Origin of the sequence: Nostoc sp. (assembly GCF_036917415.1) — a bacterium.
In the GTDB taxonomy this organism is placed as follows: Bacteria; Cyanobacteriota; Cyanobacteriia; order Cyanobacteriales; family Nostocaceae; genus Nostoc.
This window is the reverse complement of the sequence record NZ_JBALDJ010000073.1, coordinates 39,966-59,101: the sequence shown is the minus strand read 5'-3', so window position 1 is coordinate 59,101 and position 19,136 is coordinate 39,966. Positions and strand designations below refer to the sequence as shown.

General features: G+C 41.0%; 18 protein-coding genes. 10 read left to right on the top strand and 8 right to left on the bottom strand.

The window, feature by feature from the left end; all coding sequences use genetic code 11:
- Positions 1-48 precede the first annotated feature (48 nt).
- The 4 genes from V7K41_RS14630 to ligA all read left to right on the top strand — a co-directional run bounded on the left by V7K41_RS14630 (position 49) and on the right by ligA (position 5,527).
- The gene (locus V7K41_RS14630) at positions 49-381 is read left to right on the top strand and encodes a hypothetical protein (RefSeq protein ID WP_334849382.1); all 333 of its coding nucleotides are present in this window, start codon (positions 49-51) and stop codon (positions 379-381) included.
- Between the two features lie 207 nt (positions 382-588).
- Positions 589-2,880: a 1,4-alpha-glucan branching enzyme gene (gene glgB / locus V7K41_RS14625; RefSeq protein ID WP_334849197.1), complete on the top strand. Its 2,292-nt coding sequence runs from the start codon at positions 589-591 to the stop codon at positions 2,878-2,880.
- 387 nt (positions 2,881-3,267) lie between these two features.
- A complete protein-coding gene (locus V7K41_RS14620) occupies positions 3,268-3,402 on the top strand; it encodes a hypothetical protein (protein ID WP_334849196.1) in 135 nt (44 codons plus the stop codon).
- Between the two features lie 88 nt (positions 3,403-3,490).
- Positions 3,491-5,527, top strand: a complete 2,037-nt coding sequence (ligA, locus tag V7K41_RS14615) for an NAD-dependent DNA ligase LigA (protein ID WP_334849195.1) — start codon at positions 3,491-3,493, stop codon at positions 5,525-5,527.
- 194 nt (positions 5,528-5,721) lie between these two features.
- Here the strand turns inward: ligA and V7K41_RS14610 are convergent, their stop codons facing one another.
- Both V7K41_RS14610 and V7K41_RS14605 read right to left on the bottom strand, forming a co-directional pair.
- Positions 5,722-6,498: a Uma2 family endonuclease gene (locus tag V7K41_RS14610; protein ID WP_334849194.1), complete on the bottom strand. Its 777-nt coding sequence runs from the start codon at positions 6,496-6,498 to the stop codon at positions 5,722-5,724.
- Between the two features lie 465 nt (positions 6,499-6,963).
- Complete coding sequence (locus tag V7K41_RS14605) at positions 6,964-7,947, bottom strand: Rieske 2Fe-2S domain-containing protein (RefSeq protein WP_334849380.1); 984 nt, start codon at positions 7,945-7,947, stop codon at positions 6,964-6,966.
- Between the two features lie 61 nt (positions 7,948-8,008).
- On the opposite strand from V7K41_RS14605, the gene V7K41_RS14600 reads away from it, so the two are divergent.
- Positions 8,009-8,833, top strand: a complete 825-nt coding sequence (locus tag V7K41_RS14600) for a TetR family transcriptional regulator (RefSeq protein ID WP_442943192.1) — start codon at positions 8,009-8,011, stop codon at positions 8,831-8,833.
- Between the two features lie 406 nt (positions 8,834-9,239).
- Here V7K41_RS14600 and V7K41_RS14590 read toward each other — a convergent pair whose 3' ends face one another.
- Positions 9,240-9,977: an SDR family oxidoreductase gene (locus V7K41_RS14590; protein ID WP_334849193.1), complete on the bottom strand. Its 738-nt coding sequence runs from the start codon at positions 9,975-9,977 to the stop codon at positions 9,240-9,242.
- 344 nt (positions 9,978-10,321) lie between these two features.
- Positions 10,322-10,987, bottom strand: a complete 666-nt coding sequence (locus V7K41_RS14585) for a phosphoribosyltransferase (protein ID WP_334849191.1) — start codon at positions 10,985-10,987, stop codon at positions 10,322-10,324.
- Positions 10,988-11,786: 799 nt separating this feature from the next.
- Between V7K41_RS14585 and V7K41_RS14580 the strand changes: the two genes are divergently transcribed.
- Positions 11,787-12,290 (top strand): hypothetical protein, encoded by a 504-nt coding sequence (locus V7K41_RS14580; protein WP_334849190.1) that lies wholly within the window; start codon positions 11,787-11,789, stop codon positions 12,288-12,290.
- Between the two features lie 651 nt (positions 12,291-12,941).
- Here V7K41_RS14580 and V7K41_RS14575 read toward each other — a convergent pair.
- Positions 12,942-13,733, bottom strand: a complete 792-nt coding sequence (locus tag V7K41_RS14575) for an ion transporter (protein ID WP_334849188.1) — start codon at positions 13,731-13,733, stop codon at positions 12,942-12,944.
- Between the two features lie 88 nt (positions 13,734-13,821).
- Between V7K41_RS14575 and V7K41_RS14570 the strand changes: the two genes are divergently transcribed.
- Positions 13,822-14,247 (top strand): nucleoside deaminase, encoded by a 426-nt coding sequence (locus tag V7K41_RS14570; protein ID WP_334849187.1) that lies wholly within the window; start codon positions 13,822-13,824, stop codon positions 14,245-14,247.
- 177 nt (positions 14,248-14,424) lie between these two features.
- Here V7K41_RS14570 and V7K41_RS14565 read toward each other — a convergent pair whose 3' ends face one another.
- From V7K41_RS14565 to V7K41_RS14555, 3 genes are all read right to left on the bottom strand, one after another.
- Positions 14,425-14,928 (bottom strand): O-acetyl-ADP-ribose deacetylase, encoded by a 504-nt coding sequence (locus tag V7K41_RS14565; protein ID WP_334849186.1) that lies wholly within the window; start codon positions 14,926-14,928, stop codon positions 14,425-14,427.
- Between the two features lie 218 nt (positions 14,929-15,146).
- Complete coding sequence (locus tag V7K41_RS14560) at positions 15,147-15,809, bottom strand: response regulator transcription factor (protein ID WP_334849185.1); 663 nt, start codon at positions 15,807-15,809, stop codon at positions 15,147-15,149.
- Positions 15,809-17,074 (bottom strand): sensor histidine kinase, encoded by a 1,266-nt coding sequence (locus tag V7K41_RS14555; protein ID WP_334849183.1) that lies wholly within the window; start codon positions 17,072-17,074, stop codon positions 15,809-15,811. Before V7K41_RS14555 ends, V7K41_RS14560 begins: the two co-directional genes overlap by 1 nt.
- Before the next feature lie 340 nt (positions 17,075-17,414).
- Here V7K41_RS14555 and V7K41_RS14550 point away from each other — a divergent pair, with 340 nt between their 5' ends.
- The 3 genes from V7K41_RS14550 (at position 17,415) to V7K41_RS14540 (ending at position 19,121) form a co-directional block, all read left to right on the top strand.
- A complete protein-coding gene (locus tag V7K41_RS14550; protein WP_442943191.1) occupies positions 17,415-17,969 on the top strand; it encodes a Spy/CpxP family protein refolding chaperone in 555 nt (184 codons plus the stop codon).
- 294 nt (positions 17,970-18,263) lie between these two features.
- A complete protein-coding gene (sipA, locus tag V7K41_RS14545; RefSeq protein WP_181931115.1) occupies positions 18,264-18,506 on the top strand; it encodes a regulatory protein SipA in 243 nt (80 codons plus the stop codon).
- A 57-nt stretch (positions 18,507-18,563) separates the two neighbouring features.
- Positions 18,564-19,121, top strand: a complete 558-nt coding sequence (locus V7K41_RS14540; RefSeq protein WP_334849376.1) for a peroxiredoxin — start codon at positions 18,564-18,566, stop codon at positions 19,119-19,121.
- Positions 19,122-19,136 lie beyond the last annotated feature (15 nt).

Sequence of the window (19,136 nt, the reverse complement as noted above, 5' to 3'; positions counted from 1 at the left end):
CATGAGAAAAACAGATTTTCATCCTGCGTTATGAACGTATTTCAGGAGATGAGGAGAGTTAAAACGAGAAAGTTTATAAAATTACTGCCCTTAATTGTAATTATTGTAACTTTGGTTGTCTTAAGTAGCTATTGGAGATTGGCAGCAATAGCATTACCGCCACCAGAGGATATCCCAGAAGAAATATTAAGGACAAAGATTATTATAGAAGCGCGATCGCCTATTGATGGAAGATTCCTAACAGCTGCCGAGTATGTCCAATTGCAAGCCCAGCTGCAAGAAGTCCCGCCACCAAAGCTAGACCCCAAAATTCGAGAACAAATTTTCTTGCTTCGTATACGTAAAACCTTACTTCAATTTTTCCCATTTTTAAATTTTTGATACATTAGTCATTGGTCATTAGTCATTGGTCATTAGTCATTAGTCATTCATCCTCTGTGCAATGCCCCATTCCCCATTCCCCATTCCCCACCCCCCATTCTGATGTAGGATAACGGTGGCGACAAAATTGCAAATAAATGTAAAGAATATATATAGATATTAAAAAAGTAGATTTAGTCAATCACGTTATTTTACTTAGGTAGCTTCATGTCCATGACCACGATCGCCCCTGAACAGGTTAACAGCATCGTTTGGAATCAGCATAACGATCCCTTTGAAATACTAGGCTCTCATCCCATAGAGCAAGACGGCAAAACTGTCTGGGCTGTGCGGGCCTACCTACCAAATGCAAGTGCAGCATGGGTCGTTCTTCCTGAACAACGCAAAGAATACCCAATGCAAACAGTGCATCATCCTCACTTTTTTGAATGCACCATTGAAACTGCCGAACTGGCAAACTACCAGTTACGGATTAAAGAAGGAGAACATGAGCGTGTCATCTATGACCCTTACGCTTTCCGTTCTCCCCGCTTGACAGACTTTGACTTGCATTTGTTTGGTGAAGGCAACCATCACCGGATATATGAAAAACTGGGAGCGCACCCCACGGAAATAGACGGCGTTAAAGGTGTTTATTTTGCCGTTTGGGCACCTAACGCTCGTAATGTTTCATTGTTGGGAGATTTTAATCTCTGGGATGGACGTAAAAACCAAATGCGTAAAGGCCGCACTGGAGTTTGGGAATTATTTATTCCTGAAATCGGTGTGGGAGAGCATTACAAATATGAAATCAAAAATTTTGAAGGACACATTTACGAAAAATCCGATCCCTACGGTTTCCAGCAAGAAGTTCGCCCAAAAACGGCATCCATTGTCACTGATTTAGATGCTTACAGTTGGAGTGATGAAGACTGGATGGAAAAGCGGCGTCACACTGACCTCCTAACTCAACCAGTTTCAGTTTACGAAGTGCATTTAGGCTCATGGTTACACGCTTCGAGTGCAGAACCTGCTAAACTTCCCAATGGTGAAACGGAACCTGTAGTTGTCGTTTCTGGACTAAAGCCGGGCGCACGCTTCCTTACCTACCGAGAACTAGCTGACCGACTCATTCCTTATGTCAAAGAGTTAGGATACACCCACATAGAAATGCTGCCCATTGCGGAGCATCCCTTTGATGGTTCTTGGGGTTATCAAGTAACTGGTTACTATGCCCCTACCTCGCGTTTTGGCAGACCCGAAGATTTGATGTATTTTATTGACAAATGTCACGAAAATGATATAGGGGTAATTGTAGATTGGGTTCCTGGTCACTTCCCCAAAGATGGACATGGTTTAGCTTTCTTTGATGGTAGCCACCTGTACGAACACGCTGACCCCCGCAAAGGCGAACATAAAGGATGGGGTACTTTAGTGTTCAATTACGGTCGCCATGAAGTCAGTAATTTCCTAGCAGCAAATGCTCTTTTCTGGTTCGACAAGTACCACATTGACGGGGTTCGTGTCGATGCTGTTGCCTCGATGCTCTACAATGATTATTGCCGCGAACCAGGGGAATGGCTGCCCAATCAGTACGGTGGCAGAGAAAACCTAGAAGCAGCAGATTTTCTACGTCAGGTAAATCACATTATCTTTAGCTATTTCCCTGGCATTCTCTCAATTGCGGAAGAATCTACTTCCTGGCCAATGGTCTCTTGGCCCACTTATACAGGCGGACTGGGTTTTAACTTGAAGTGGAATATGGGCTGGATGCACGATATGCTGGATTACTTCAGCATGGACCCTTGGTTCCGCCAGTTCCACCAAAACAATATCACCTTTAGTATGTGGTACAACCACAGTGAGAATTTCATGCTGGCTTTGTCCCACGATGAAGTGGTACATGGCAAGAGGAATATCATCGGTAAAATGCCAGGGGATACATGGCAGAAGTTAGCTAATGTGCGTTGTTTATTTACCTATATGTTTGCTCACCCAGGCAAGAAAACCATGTTTATGAGCATGGAGTTTGGGCAGTGGAGGGAGTGGAATGATTGGACAGATTTGGAGTGGCATTTATTGCAGCATGAAGCCCACCAACAGTTAAAAACGTTTTTCCACGATTTGAATTATCTTTACCGTTCTGAACCAGTTTTGTACACCCAGGATTTTGCGGAACCGGGGTTTGAGTGGATTGACTGTAGCGATAACCGCCATAGTGTAGTTGCCTTCATGCGTCGTGACAAGGATTCTGATGATTTTGCGATCGTCGTTTGCAATTTTACACCACAACCCCATTCTCACTACCGCATCGGTGTACCGCAAAAAGGATTTTATACTGAGTTGTTTAATAGTGATGCCCGTCAGTATGGCGGTAGCAACATGGGCAACTTAGGTGGTAAATGGACGGATGATTGGTCTTTGCAAAGTCGTCCTTATTCCCTGGATTTATGTTTGCCACCTTTGGGAGTGTTGATTCTCAAGTTGGATAAGAAGAAGACTGCTGAGGTAATTGGATAACAATTTGGGGTGGGACATCGCCCTACCCTAGAGATAATCTCGCCTATTTACAGCTACTCAACCCAGTTCTCTAACAGACTCTGGTAGAAATTAAATATGCATTATTCATAACCCTTGTAGAGATGTAGCAGTGCTATGTCTCTACATTTTTTTACAGCAGATTGCAACAGGCGTGAGGTACAGATAATCGTAGGGAACATGGCTGTGCCCCTACCTGTGTACTTCATTTACCTGAAACACTGTATATAGCGATTCATTGATATCATGTCCGCTTGATTAGTTATTATTGCAGGCATCTATGCAAAAATCTTAAAACCCTCTTTCCCCCAGCTAAGAGCCCCCAGCAAGAACTGCGCTCTAAATGATAAGTCTTTTACCGAACATCATATGACTCGCGATCGCTCTACATTTTTTACCAGTGGAATTATACTTAGTACTCAGGGGAAGCGTACTACTGAAGTTGACGATGCGATCGCCATATCCAAGTATTGGGTAGCGAGGGATTTGGTAAAACTTATTTAGCTTTTGATATGACTCAAAAGCCAAAATTTTGTATAGTACAAATGTATGATTTGTTAGTCCTAATCCTAGATATTTTATAAGAATTCTAATGACACAGATTAAGCCGGAAGTAAAGCGCACAGAAGAATTGCGCCAGTTATTGCAACAAGCAAGCTTCGCTTATTACGTCCTAGATGCTCCAATCATGGAGGATGCCATCTATGACCAACTATATCGAGAATTGCAACAACTAGAAACTCAATATCCAGAATTGACAGCACCCGATAGTCCGACTCAGCGCGTGGGTGAGCTTAGGCATACACAGTTTACCTCGGTGCGGCACAATATCCCCTTGTACAGTCTGGAGAATGCATTCAATATTGATGAGTTGCAAGGGTGGGATCGGCGTTGGCGGCGACAAGTACCGAAAATAGATTCAGTGGAATATGTCACTGAACTTAAAATTGATGGTTCTGCTTTGGCTCTTACCTACCAAAATGGCATTCTAGTTAGAGGGACAACTAGGGGTGATGGGGTAACGGGTGAAGATATCACTCAAAATGTGCGGACAATTCGCTCAATTCCCTTACGTTTGAATTTTGAAGGGTTAGAAATTTTAGAAAGGGTGGAAGTGCGAGGCGAGGCGTTTTTGCCGTTGGAAGTATTTAAACAAATCAACGAGGAAAGGCAAAAAGCAAGCGAACAATTATTTGCCAATCCCCGCAATGCCGCAGCTGGTACACTTAGGCAACTAGACTCTCGCATTGTGGCTAAACGGCGGTTAGATTTCTTTGGCTACACCCTGCACATTCCTGGTAGAGATGACACCAGTATTGCGAATACCCAATGGGAAGCTTTGGAGTTGTTGGAAAAGATGGGTTTTCGAGTCAACCCCAACCACAAACTCTGTGCCTCGATCGCAGAAGTGGCAAAATATTATGAATATTGGGACACGGAACGGCTGAATTTACCCTACATGACTGATGGGGTAGTGGTGAAGCTAAATTCTTTTAAACTTCAGGAACAGCTAGGGTTTACGCAAAAATTCCCCCGTTGGGCGATCGCTTTGAAGTACCCAGCCGAAGAAGCACCTACTCGTGTGGAAAATATTGCTGTAAATGTGGGGCGAACGGGGGCGTTAACGCCATTAGCAGAGATGCGCCCGGTGCAACTGGCCGGAACAACGGTTTCCCGCGCCACTTTACATAATAGCGATCGCATTACTCAATTAGACATCCGCATTGGCGATACTGTCATTGTCCGCAAAGCTGGGGAAATCATTCCAGAAGTGCTGAGGATAATCAAAGAACTCCGTCCTGCTGACACCGAACCCTTCGTCATGCCTACCCATTGCCCAGTCTGCGGTCAATTAGTGGTGCGAGAATCAGGTGAGGCGGTGACTCGGTGCGTCAATGCTTCCTGCGCGGCGATTCTTAAAGGTTCCATCGAACATTGGGTAAGTCGTGATGCTTTGGATATTAAAGGCATGGGTGAAAAGCTGGTATATCAACTCGTTGATAAAGGTTTGGTGGATTGTGTTGCCGATTTATATGAGTTGACAGCAGAGAAATTATCTGAATTGGAAAGGATGGGGAAAAAGTCGGCAGAAAAGTTGATCGATGCGATCGCTCAATCAAAAAATCAACCTTGGTCAAGAGTATTGTATGGTTTAGGTATCCGTCACGTTGGCAGTGTAAATGCTCAATTGTTGACTCAGAAATATTTCGCTGTAGACCAGTTAACTACGGCAAAGCAATCAGATATTGAAGGCATTTACGGTATTGGTGCTGAAATTGCCCAATCAGTATACCAATGGTTTCGGATTGACGCTAACCAAAAGTTGATAGAACGCTTACAAGCAGAAGGATTGCAATTAACTGCCCCAGAGGAAACAAAAATAGTTGGAGATGGCAATCAAAAGTTCGTAGGTAAAACTTTTGTAATTACGGGAACATTGCCAACCTTAAAGCGAGATGAAGCAAAGGCTTTGATTCAAAAAGCTGGGGGAAAGGTAACTGATTCAGTGAGTAAAAAAACAGATTATTTAGTGTTAGGAGAAGATGCAGGTTCCAAATTAGAAAAAGCAGTTTCGCTGGGAATTACGCAGTTAAGCGAGGCGCAATTCTTGGAGATGGTTGAAGGTTGAAACAAGGTATATAGCGGTTCCCATTCAGATGCGGTACAAGATTAATCGCGAAGTGTAAGGGCACGGCAGTGCCGTGCCCCTACGGGTGTACCTCACTCAACCGAGAACCGCTATATATTCTTGCAAATAATTTAGGATTTTTATAGCACAATACCCTGATGTAGCGATTTATCGCGTCTTCAAAGACCAATCATCTACTCAAACGGGGGCAAGTTATTCGGGTCGATACCCTGAGATTGCAAATAAGCAATCAGTCGTTCTTTCTGTTGGCGTTCTTGTTCGGCGCGTTGACGTTCTTGTTCGGCGCGTTGACGTTCTTGTTCAATCTGTTCTACAGCCCACGGTAACAAATTACCATCTCGATCCCACCAGCGCAACCAATACCCAGTGCGACCTTCTTTTGTTCCTTGCCAAGTTCCCAAAAATAAGCCCATTACATCAATCCAATGACGACCATTTTCGTCCGGTTGCTTTAACTCATAGCGCTTATTTTCCAGTTGATAATATTCTAATAAACCGCCATAAGGTTCAAAAATAACGTAGATGGGAATCTGCAAAATTTGCTCGTAGAAAAACCATTTTCCTGGTGGATAAGTTCGCTTGACTGAATATTCCCCACCCTCAGTATCGGATAAAAACTCAATGGCGATCGCTGGAATATCTCCTTCTAAATTAGGTGTATAACTTTTGCGGTTAGCGACCACTTGATTAACCGACGGCACATAAACCCAGTCTGGCGCTTTGGCAATAAATTGCTCGTTGATAGTGGCACAAAGACCAAAGTTTGAAGCTATCAACATCTGGGGTTGGATGAATCCACTAATTTCTAGGCTTTCACGCAAAGCACCAGCCAAAAGTGGCTGACCGGTATTCTCCACTGGTTCATCCTCTAGTTGAAAATCTTTGGGCAAGGCTTCCCAAGAGATTACCAGTTCTATTGGTGATTTGGCTTGGCTGAGTTGGGTTGCCATAAACACAGCATGAATTTATTCTCGATCTTATCGCAGGCGATACTAGGAGCAAAAAAAGGGGCAGAAAACCCACCCCTCTATTTAACCAGGAAACTGAAAATGCTCTAAAGCAGTACTTTAGCTAAAATCGGTTCCACACTCTTAGAAATCTCTGGGACATATACTTGTGAAACGTAGTCGCCAATCATTATATTAAGATAATTTAGATAAAAATTTTGTTTTATTAACAAAAAAATTCAGATGAATCGAAGTAATTTCCTCAGATTTCCGATCCAATCACAGCCTCATGCGATCGCTGCTATATCTAATTGCAGGTGGATGGGCGATGCTACTTTCCTTAGTAATGTGGCCTTTTAGACCTTACGATCCACTACGGATAGCTTTGGCTGACTGCTTAAATGGGATCGCCAACTACATTCAGGCATTTATAGGTAAAGTAGCAACATCTGAAAATATTCTCGAAATTTACTTTGAAAGGTTAGGTGAAACTACATTAGGGAAGCTTTCAAAATTACGTCTTACCCAATCCATACCTATTTCATTGTTGAGTTTAATTTTCTGAGGTGTATCTGGATAAATTTTTCCAAGAATATCAGTATCTTGATCCACTATGACCTTGCCAAACTTGAGATAAGTGTTGCCAAAAACCTTAAAAGCAGGATGCTTGGCTTGACCGAATAGCAAAATATAAGTTCGTGTCCGATTCTCCGTTTCTGGCACAAAAATGTGACACTGCGCCGCTTTACCCAACGGCATTTCTCCATGAAAAATCACCAGGGATGGGAAATGATTTTCTAGATGGGCCTTAATAGTGTTGGGTAGCAGAAATAAATCCGGTTTTCTGAGCTTTTCCACTAAACTGTAAGGGGTCGTGGGCATATCATAAAACGCATGGGAGTGATGCCCATTATCAATGAATTGATGAAATTCCACCTCAGTAATCCGAAATAAGTCCCGGTGAGTGCCGTTTTGATGATTGTAGTCGTGCATATTCAGCAGCATAGTTAGTAAGTCTGTCTCAATACTTCGATCTGCGGTATGCCCAACAAAGTAGTAGGTGTTTGCAATTTTATTCAGCACAGTAGGAATGGATATTTTTGGCTCGTATTCCCCATAAGACCAGACGAAATCACCTTGAATTTTTAGCTCTAAAGGTTTCAGTTGAGGTAATGTTTTCTTGCTCGATCCGGGCAACACAGTGCAGCCCGATCCATCAAACTTCAGGGCATGAAACGGACAGACTATAGCACTTGTCCGATCGCTTTGGGCTTCGCACCATCCTTCTGATAGCATCGCTCCCAGATGGGGGCAAGCGTTGGGTAAAGCATGGATCTCTCCAACAGTATCCTTCCACATCACATAGTCAGCACCATACAAAGAAATTTTTCGAGGTTGATTCACTGTCAGCATAGACTTGTGCGCTAACAACCAAGGCGCTCCAGGAAGCATAGATTGCATAGGATTCTCCACTAAAGATAAAATTGTGAAAGATTTGTCGCATTTCCAAAATATGACAAAATATTCACATTCGTCAAGTAGCTTGCGCCACCAACCCAAACAGCAGCGAGGTAAGGAACGAGTTGAAAAAATTCTAGATGCTGCTGCTGCTGTATTTGATCAAATGGGCTATGAAGCAGCAACAACTCATCAGATTGCAACAAAAGCAGGGACAGCGATCGGCTCTCTGTATCAATTTTTCCCTGACAAAGCTGCTATTTTCAAGGCGATGGAGTTACGCCATGTTGAGCGGGTGAAGGCTATGTGGGCACAGGTAGACATCCCTATAATTGTCCAGTTGCCACTGCGTCAAATGATTCATGCGCTTGTAACGACTGTTGCAAAACTATTTGAACAGCCAGTATCGCGGGTGGTGTTTGTGCAGTTTTTTCTGGCACGCGAAATTTTTCAGTCGATCGATGAAAGCATGACCCAAGAGGCGATCAACTTCATGGCGAATATGCTGAAGCAGCGAAATCCCACACTGAGGGAGGAACATTACAATTTACTAGCAGAAGTGTGTGTGCATAGTAGCAATGCGGTTATGCTAGCGGCACTTCGCAGCCCCGATGAGGAGTACCGTAAACAGTTGACTCAACAGATTGAGGACTTGATGGTTTCATATTTAGAGCCATATATGGATGACAATCGGTTGAGTAATGTAATGAAAGTAATGATATGTCCCCGCTGTCAATCGAAGCAGTTATCCAAAAACGGGTATCGACGGGGGAAACAGTGTTATCGCTGTAAGGAATGTGGCAAACAGTTAGTAGAGAATTCCCAGCGATCGGTTATGTTGAAGACATCTCTGGCCGATCAAAAGCGATCGCTTTCTTGAGGGCGATTGTTTTATTTCCTAAATGAATTTGAATACGGTACAAAACTTAACTCTCAAGTATTCGCTAGAAAAAGACGATAGGATTCGCTGTCCATCAAAATTTTGAAACCCAGCCACATCAGCACGAAGGGGAAAATCTTGCCAGGATAACGGCTGAGTACCAAAGCGATACCAGGTAGACGAGTCAGATTATCAGTAGACCGAAAAGTTTTGAAAGTTGACCAAAGAATAAGGGTTTCAGGCGACGTTGTTGGAGCTTTCCATCACGGCCAGAAGCGTAGACGCAAAGCGGCTTGTCGTAGACATCGCTCTTAAGTCCATCCAGAACAGAAGTACTTGAAAGGTCGATTATGTTCAAGATATCGTCTGGCTATCTGAGCCGAATGCTTGCTCTGTAAGCCGAAATTTAAAGTTGTTGACGTGTCGGACGGATGATGATTTCATTCACATCAACATCACTAGGCTGTTCAATGGCATATGCGATCGCACGAGCAATGGCATCTGCATCAATGGCGATCTCATAAAGTTGATTAATTCCCGCTGCTGTGTCTTTATCGGTAATCGTGTTAGCCAACTCGGTGGCAACGGCTCCTGGTGAGATATTAGTCGAACGGATTTCACCGTTTGACTCTAGCCGCAGCCCTTCAGAGATCGCCCGCACTGCGTACTTGGTGGCACAGTAGACGGCCGATCCCGCAAACACCTTATGTCCAGCCACGGACGATAGGTTAATGATGTGACCAGACTTTTGCTGACGCATAATTGGCAACACGGCAGCAATCCCATAGAGGACGCCCTTAATGTTCACATCGATCATCCGATCCCACTCCTCTACCTTTACTTGGTCGAGGGGAGAAAGCGGCATCAATCCCGCATTATTGATTAGCACGTCGATCTGGTTGTATGTACTCAAAGTTTCCTTCGCTAAGGCTTCCACTTGGGCGCGATCTGCTACATCCGTTACTTGATAGGTTGCAGTACCTCCTGATTTAGCGATCGCTCCAACCAATTCTTTCAGCCGATCTTCGCGTCGAGCAGCCAGCATTAGTTTGGCTCCACTAGCAGCAAGTCGCTTCGCAGTTGCCTCACCTAAACCACTGCTGGCTCCGGTGATGATTACCACTTTGTTTTGAATCTCAGACATATTGATTAATACGGGTTATTAAGTGTGGGTCATGAAACATTGGGTACTGTTTGATTCTGAACTTAGCATTATTCAACCATATCAACTAGTACCGCAAAGCAGAATTAAAAATTAAAAATTAAAAATTAGAAATGTATACAGCATAAGGGTTTCGTTGATTTGGAATGGTTGATTTATTTCCGCCGACCTGTAGTAGTTTGTAACTGGATCAATGTTTTTGTTCCGGTAGCGTTACTAATCCGAACCGCTATCATCACATTGTTTGAATTCTGTCTTGTTAAAACTTCAGTTGGTGAGTTGAGTCCATCTCAGAAACTGAATCTTGGCATTCCCAAACACCAAATCTACGTGCCAAGAGGTATTGCTTCACCGTTCTTCGCCGCTTTTGCGAGTAAGTAGCGGACTTCTTCATCGGTAGTTTGAGGAAAGCTTTCGTACCAAAGACCAACGCTCTGGAAAGGGCTGGGTCTGGAGATGCAAACGATTTCGTCTACCTCAGTTTCTAACTCTTGGCAAGTTTCAGGTGCAGCCACAGGCACAGCGATCGCAATCTGAGCAGGTTGGTGTTTTCGCACAGTTACAACAGCAGCCCACATCGTTGCACCCGTGGCTAAACCATCATCTACCAAGATGACTGTGCGTCCTTGTAAATCTTTTAAGGGGCGATTTCCCCGATAAAGCCGTTCCCGCCGCTCTAACTCCCGTTCTTCTTGCACCGCCACTCTGGCAATTACTTCATCGGATATCTTCACCAGGCTGATAATATTTTTATTGACTATCCGCACACCCCCAGAAGCGATCGCTCCCATCGCTAGTTCTTCTCGATCGGGCACACCCAATTTACGCACCACTAAAACATCTAAGGGAGCATTTAACGTTTTGGCAACTTCAAAAGCAACAGGTATACCACCCCTTGGTAGCCCTAATACCAGAACATCTGGGTTATTAGCATAAGCGGTTAACTCCTGAGCCAAAACTTGACCCGCAAACCTCCGATTTTTAAATAGCATGGTGTGATATTCCTAATTGGTTTCCAAAAAATTAAATAAAAAATATTTACATACATTTGTTATTGGCTATCAACCTCAAACAATGGAGCAATTGAGCAAATTCCAAACTTGTTGTGATAGTTCAAATGTTCTAAATCGATCTTAGAAAGCTAAATATTCCCTGTCCTCCACTAACGGAGCGACATCTTTTATCTCCAGTTCTATCAAACGGATGAGTTAGCTTTAATGCAATAAGATTTCTGCGTCTTGGGCTAAGACTATTTTACTACTCCACACTCAATATCCGTCCCCAAATCGCTTGTTGGGAAGACACAGTGACGCAGTGAACTCTTGCTCTAGGGGGTTTACTGCTGTAGATAACTGGTGTTAGCGTGAAGAAAAGTTATAACCACAAAAGAAGGGTGACATGGAAAACCTAATGTTTAAGTAGGGGTACATTTGAAAACTACTATAAGTTTTGCCACTTGCTAACATTTACTGCTAGACTTTTACTGAGTATCTTTTTTACTATATTTTAAAAAACTACTTAATTGCTAGCAGATACAAAAATCTATGAAAATCCAGTGAGAATTCAATTGTTAATTCTTCGCGTGTCCCCTGTTACTGACATTGTGTTGATGTTATCTTTACATTATCCCTAAATTGTGAATATGAGATAATGCACCATCTGATTGTTCGTTATATAATGCTTAATATTACAGAGAAAAGTCATAAAAGTTACCCAATTAACACTTTTGAATAAAAATTAATAGGGTAGAATCACTGAATATGTTTGAAAATCAAAAGAAGGGTGTTTTTAATGATCGGCTTAACTAATTCAGAAAACGGCACAGTTAGCAGCACAGCAGCCACTAAGAGACTAGCAAGGGCGATGATGGTTTCTGGTGGAGAGTTTTCACTATTATTGGCGTGTTGTAACTGCGTTCAAAGGCAGCAGCAAGTGCTGAATTTGTTAACAGAATTTTCATCAGCAGATATCCACGAAATTTTGCTTTCACCTACGGTTGACAAGTTATACACAGCTATTAAAAGTGAAATTGGTACTATTCAACCCGAAGCTTTGATGGTAACGGGCTTAGAATCTGTAGTGGCAATTAATCAACTGATTATTAGTACCAATATTATGCGAGATGAATTTCGGAAACAGTTTCAGTTCCCCTTGGTATTGTGGGTCAATGATGAAATTTTGCGTAAGCTAGTCTGGCTAGCACCCGATTTCAAAGACTGGGCGGCTAGTACTATTAGATTTGATGTACCGAATAATCAGTTAATTGAATCTGAACAACAACCCATCAGCGCCTAATATTGCCTGAAATTACTTTCAAAATCTTATACAGGCTAGGTTGAGCCGACTGTCACATTGTTTTGTAAAATTACTTTTATTGAACCTCCCTTATCAAAGTGAGATAAAAACCCTTAAAAGCTATTTTCCAAATAAAAATATGGTATGGGTGTCATATCATGTCCGGTGAAAGACTTATCATTAAGACCGCAGTTCTTGCTGGGGGCAGGGGGCAGGGAGCAGGGGGAAAGAGGGTTTTCCGGTTTCTGATAGATTACGGGAATTATAACTAATTAACCGGACATGATATCAGGTGTGTTATCGCCGTTAGTATGCGTCACCCTAAAAAAAGTGTGGAAGTTAAGCTGCGATCGCCAGGTTTATTTGAATCGTATAATTAAAGTCTTAAATTTGTTAAGCTAAAATTTTAATCGTTGGTGACTATTGAATTTGCTGTCTAAGCGATGGTGTCACTATTTTTTAGCTATTAAAGCTTATCAAGAAACTGGCAATTGTTGCTGGAGACAATCGTGCTGTTCTTCCTTTGTCAATTATTCTACTTTAACAGCACTAACTGTAATTGTTATTGAACCTGGGTTTTCCTCAAGGGAGATATATCCTCTACATCTCTCCAAGGATTGTGGATAACGCATATTTAATTTCACTAGATGTCTAATCAATCCTGCGACTAGGTAACTTAGTCCCGCACCTCTGACAAAACCCAGCATTTACATCATGGAAAGCTAAACCACAACCCGAACAAATTATTTCTACCTGATTAGCAGTTTTCACCACTTGCTTAATTAAATCTCCCACTTGCCAAGGAATCAATGCAATTCCGGTAAAAATCATCAATACTGTTAGCAAGCGTCCTAATTCTGAAATTGGAATAACATCGCCAAATCCCACAGTTGTCATTGTGACAACAGAGAAGTAGAATGCATCCAAAAATGTACCGTAACTTTCAGGATTAACCGGATGCTCCACTTGATAAATTAAGCCAGAGTAAATAAAAACAATTGCAAATAACGTAAATAATATTCGCGCAAAAATCATCCCATCTTCACTGCTGATACTAGCGAATAAAAACTTTCTATCTATAAATCTAATTAATCGTAAAATCCGAAACCATCGTAATAGGCGGATAAAGCTAATATCCACCATACCTAGAAAAAATGGCAAAATCGCCATTAAGTCAATAATCGAATAAAAGCTAAAAATATACTTAATTTTGTTTTCCGCACTCCACAGGCGGAGTAAATATTCCACAGCGAAGATGATGACAATGGCAGTATCAGCTACATTTAACTGAAACCGCATATCATCAGGAATATTATATGTTTCTGCCACAAAAATTCCTGATGATATTAGCACCAAAGAGGCAAGTGTTAAATTAATCGCTTTACCTATTGGTGTTTCTAGGTCTTCTAAGTAAAATTCTGTTTCTTGTCGGCTCAGTAACATATTCGACCATTAATACATCTTAATTCCCAGTTATAACATTAGAAATACGATATTATTAACCATTATCCTTATGTTAACCTCAGCTTATATGAACCCAGAATCTTTTATGCGTTTAGCATTGGCAGAAGCAAAAGAAGGCGATGCACCCTACGGTGCAGTGATTGTTAAAGATAACGAAGTCGTTGCCGTAGCTCATAATACTGTGAGTAGAGACAACGATCCATCAGCCCATGCAGAAATCAATGCTATTCGTAGTTTAACAGCTAAACTAAAAAACCCCTCTTTAGAAGGTTATAGCATATATACAACTGGCGAACCTTGTCCGATGTGTGCAACTGCTTGTGTTTGGAGTGGGTTATCAGAAATTGTATATGGTGCTTCAATTCAAGATTTAATTACTGTAAATCAATCACAAATTAGTATATCTTGTGAAGAAGTAATCGATAAGTCATTTAGGAAAATCAAAGTTATAAAAGACGTTTTAAAAAATGAATGTTTAGAATTATTTAAATAAGCTACCAAAAAACTTATTTTTAAGAATAGTCTTTTAAAAATAACTCGAATAATCTCGTTCTTTATCTTGAGTTGACGGGCACTTTGCTCAAGTTTGAAAACCTTCTCAAGCAAATGTCATACTCTCTGTTTCTGCGGTTTAAAAGTAATTTATCTAAACAATATTCATTGACTTCTGTCAATGCCTAAATCCTAAAATATTTGTATATATTCCATAGTTTTCTGGGTCATAGCAGCAAAAAATTATTTTTTGTGGATGACTATTCTTTTGTAGCTGTTCATCGCATATTTTCACTGCCACCTCAGCTGCTAAAGTTTTAGGATATTTATAAATGCCAGTACTAATGCAAGGAAATGCCAAACTATTAAACTCTTTATCTGCGGCAATTTGCATACATTTATAGTAACACTGAGCTAGAAGTTCGGGTTCTCCGTGATTACCTCCTCGCCATACTGGGCCTACGGTATGAATGATGAAGCTTGCAGGCAAGCGATATCCTTTGGTTAGTTTAGCATCGCCAATCTTACATCCTTTAAGTGACCTACACTCATCAACTAGACCCGATCCAGATGCCTTGTGTATCGCTCCATCTACGCCACTACCCCCAAGCAAACTAGTATTTGCAGCATTGACGATGGCATCAACTTCTAACTTTGTGATATCACCCAAAATCACTTCCATAAAACAATTAAGCGTAATCAAGACTAATCCACATACTACTATTGTAGTATAAACTACTATACAGTTTGAGCTTCAAGCTTAACGATCGGTCTGCTTAAGGTGATGAGCGATCGCTTGTTTTTCCTGATTTATTCAATCATTTTTTATGATTTATTCCTTAATACAAGTACTTCGGTGAATAATTACGTTAGCAACGTAGGAGCGTCATTACGAATTATTTAACTTGGCTCATTTAAATAGGATAAATATGTATTTGCCCAAATCGCAGCTTGAGTGCGATCGCGCAAATTTAATCTGTTTAAAATATTCGTAACATGATTTTTCACCGTCCCCTCAGAAATGTAGAGTTCCTGAGCAATTTCTCGGTTACTAGCGCCTGTAGCAATTAACCGCAAAACTTCTTTTTCTCTAGGAGTAAGTTCAGTTAAACTAGATGGTACAGGCGGTGACTGGGTTGATGCAACATGAGAAAACTTAGTCAACAGCTTTTTAACTATACCTGGGCCTAAGTGAGTATATCCTTTATGAACGGCACGAATAGCAACAGCTAATTCTTCTGATGGTGTATCTTTCAATAAATAACCCATTGCTCCATTTTTTAAAGCTGCTGACACATATTCGTCATCATCAAAAGTTGTTAGTACTAAAATCTTAGTTTTAGCAAAACGTTTTTGAATTTCCTGCGTGGCTGCAACTCCATCCATAATCGGCATTCTGATATCTAGCAATATTACATCTGGCTGAAATTGTGCAACAAAATTAATCGCCTGTTCCCCGTTTTCTGCTTCTCCAACTATTTCTAAATCTGGTTCTAGTTCCAATAAGGCTCTTAATCCTTGACGAATTAAACTTTGGTCATCTACCAGCAATACTTTAATCATTATGTTAACCTTGTTAATGGAATATTAACTGTAATTTTGCAACCAGAGCCAAGAGCGCTATTAATATTAAACTTACCCCCAAGTGCTAAAGTGCGATCGCGCATACTATGAAGTCCAAAACCAGTAGTATTTTGTCCTACATCAAAACCTTTACCATTATCCTGAATTATCAATTGCAAATTACCTTTAATCGTAGTGAGTTCTAATTTAACCTCTGTCGCATCCGCATATTTAGATATATTAGTTAAAGATTCTTGAGTAATCCGGTAAATAGCAGTATTTATTTCAGGTGGTAGAGAATATTCTAGGTTGATTTGATAAATTGGTAATATCCCATTAAAGCGATGAAAGTTTTCTGAAAGACTAGCGATCGCACGTTCTAAAGATTGCTCTTGTAAGGGGTTAAAACGCATAGTAGAAACAGATTCACGCACATCTTTTAACGCTTTGGAACCTAATTCTTTTGCTGTTGCTAGAAATGTTTCAGCCTTACCTGGATTAGATTGCCACAATTTTAAAGCAGTTTCTAATTGCAGATTTAAAGCAGTCAGAGAATGTCCTAATGAATCATGAATTTCACGAGCAATGCGGTTACGTTCTTCCAAAGTAGCTTGATTTTCAATTTGCATGGCATATTGACGGAGTTTTTCATTAGCGATCGCTAGCTTTTCTCGACTGTGCCGTTCAGATAATACTGCATTCATCATCAACAACACAAAAACTAAACTTAAGCCAAATGTTAGTGGCAAATTCAAGCTAAAAAAACGAGATCGTTCTTGTGCTTGTGGTAATGCTTGATAATTAAATAATTGGTATTTTAGTTGTGTAGTAAATAGTAATAATGTAAATGATAAACTGGTTACGAATAAGCGTCCAGGTAACTGAAAAATTAGACAACTGCGAGTAACTAAAATTATATATATAACAGGGAAAAGGCGAGCAAATCTCTCCCCAAAAAGTCCAGTTGTTAAAATCAATAAAATTTCAACAGCTGTGTAGATTACCTTAGTTGTCTGGTTACTTTTAGGTAATGTTAAGCCCATTAAGGCAAAAATAATCAGACTAAAAATTGACAGTTCTGGCAAGAGATTGCAAATTGATAAGTCTGGAAATATATCACAAATTGATACTTCTGGATGTTTGTGAGGAAATCGCCGCAACGGAGGTGGCATAACTGCTGTCAATACAGTGATTACCAGAAGTATCCACTCTAGATAAAGCAGAGATGGAAAAGGATGTTTCTTAATTTGAATTAGACGATTCATCACTTGCTTCACTCCAATTATGAAGTATGAGTTATAAATTAGGAGTTAGGAGTTCTGAACTTTTGAGCGGCATCCGGTGATTAGAACTTCAGCAGATGCTCAATTTTCTCTTTGATTGAGCAATTAAGAGTAAGTGCAATGTCCAAAAAATTAGGTAATACACTAAATAAGAATTTATAAATTAATCATAATCAAAATCTGCATTATTTATAACTTATCACTTTTAACTCTTAACCCCTAATTATTTATTGTCAGTCAAATTTGTTAAAATTCCATCATGACTAAAGTCATGGGTAAAACCATGACTTTATCCTCATGTAACTACTGAAGATAAGTTCTTATGATGGTGGCATCCAACCAGGAAAAAACCACCACACAAGTAATGAAACTCAAAGCATTATCGCTAGTCGCTGGAGCGATCGCCTTAACTTTAACTGCAACCTCCTTTGCTGTTGATGCTCAAACAGCCTCTCCTTCACCCGTGTTACTTGCACAAACTCCACACAGGGGCTATTGGCAAGATTTGGGTCTAACAGATGCCCAAAAAACTCAAATTCAGGCAATTAAGCGCGATAGCCGCACCAAAAGGGAAGCAGTTCTCACCCCAGAACAAAAGGCAAAATTAGAGGCGGCAAAACAAGCACATCGGGCTGAGTGGGAAGCGCGTAAGGCTCAAGGGCAAACAGGTCAACGGCAACCAGGTCAGCATCACGGTCGCAAAAAAGATAATTTTGCTGACTTAAATCTGAGTGAAATACAGAAAACCGAAATACAACAAATTCGGGAGTCAGAGAAACAACAGATTCAAGCAGTCTACACCCCCGAACAGCGCCAAAAAATAGAGCAATTCCGTCAAAATGCTCCTTCTGGTCGTCAACAAGGTAATCCTCAATAATCATCTTTCAAAAAATAGTTAATATCTGGGATGGGCAGTACTCGCCCATCTCAATCCCAAAATAGACTATGTTACCCAGATATTTGGCAAGCAGAATTACTCTTGGCACTTACCCTTGACTGATATCCAGGTATTGTTTTCCATAGTCAAAAATTAATAGACTTCTTGCAGAAGATGCGGAAGGGGGAAAATTTCATCCCCTTTCCCTTTCCCTATTTATTCCCCTGCCCAATTTAGTAGACTTTCAAGCTAGTTTTGAGTTATGAGTTAATCAAAACTCCTAGCTTGATTAAGATGTCGAAAGAATTCGCAATTGGTAGTAAAGTCCGTGTTGTGGCGCTACCAGCCTACGTCAAAACTGCTGAACCTATGCCCATGCTGCGCCCTCCCAATGTAATTCACATTGGTGAAGAAGGTATAGTCATTGACCGCAGACCCGGTGGATATTGGGGTATTCGCTTTGCTAGGGGGGCCTTTCTCCTAGATAGTCAATATATCGAAAGCACAGATACCCCTCCCGAATCTCACTTAGAATAAGATTTTTTGCAACTAAGAATTGTAAACTTGTGTAAAGTTGTAATTCTGGTTTACACCATGATTTCCCGCCGCACTTTTTTAAGCATATTATTTGCCAGCTGTATTTCTGTCATCAGCTGGCTGAATTTTACCCCTATTGCTAATGCTCTTGGTGGTAAACTTCCGGCAATTAATCAACCAGCACCAGAGTTTACTTTGCCAACCAATACAGGTGATGGCAAAATTTCCCTCTCTGACTTGCGCGGTAAATGGCTAGTGCTGTACTTTTATCCTAAAGACTTTACCTCTGGTTGTACTATAGAGGCTCGTCGTTTTCAGCAAGACTTACCCCAATACCTCGAAAAAAACGCTCAGATTATTGGCGTTAGTGCTGATGACATTGATTCCCACGCCAAATTTTGTGATTCAGAGGGCCTAAAATTCCCCCTGTTGGCTGACACTGATGGTTCAGTGAGCAAAGCTTACGGTTCATGGCTCGGCTTTTTATCTATGCGCCATAGTTTCATCATCGATCCTCAAGGCGTCTTGCGCGAGAATTTTGTCAAAGTCAACCCAACTATTCACAGTTCAGAAGTGCTGGCACGACTAGAAAAATTACAGTCTACACCTTCTTAAATCTCAATTAACAAG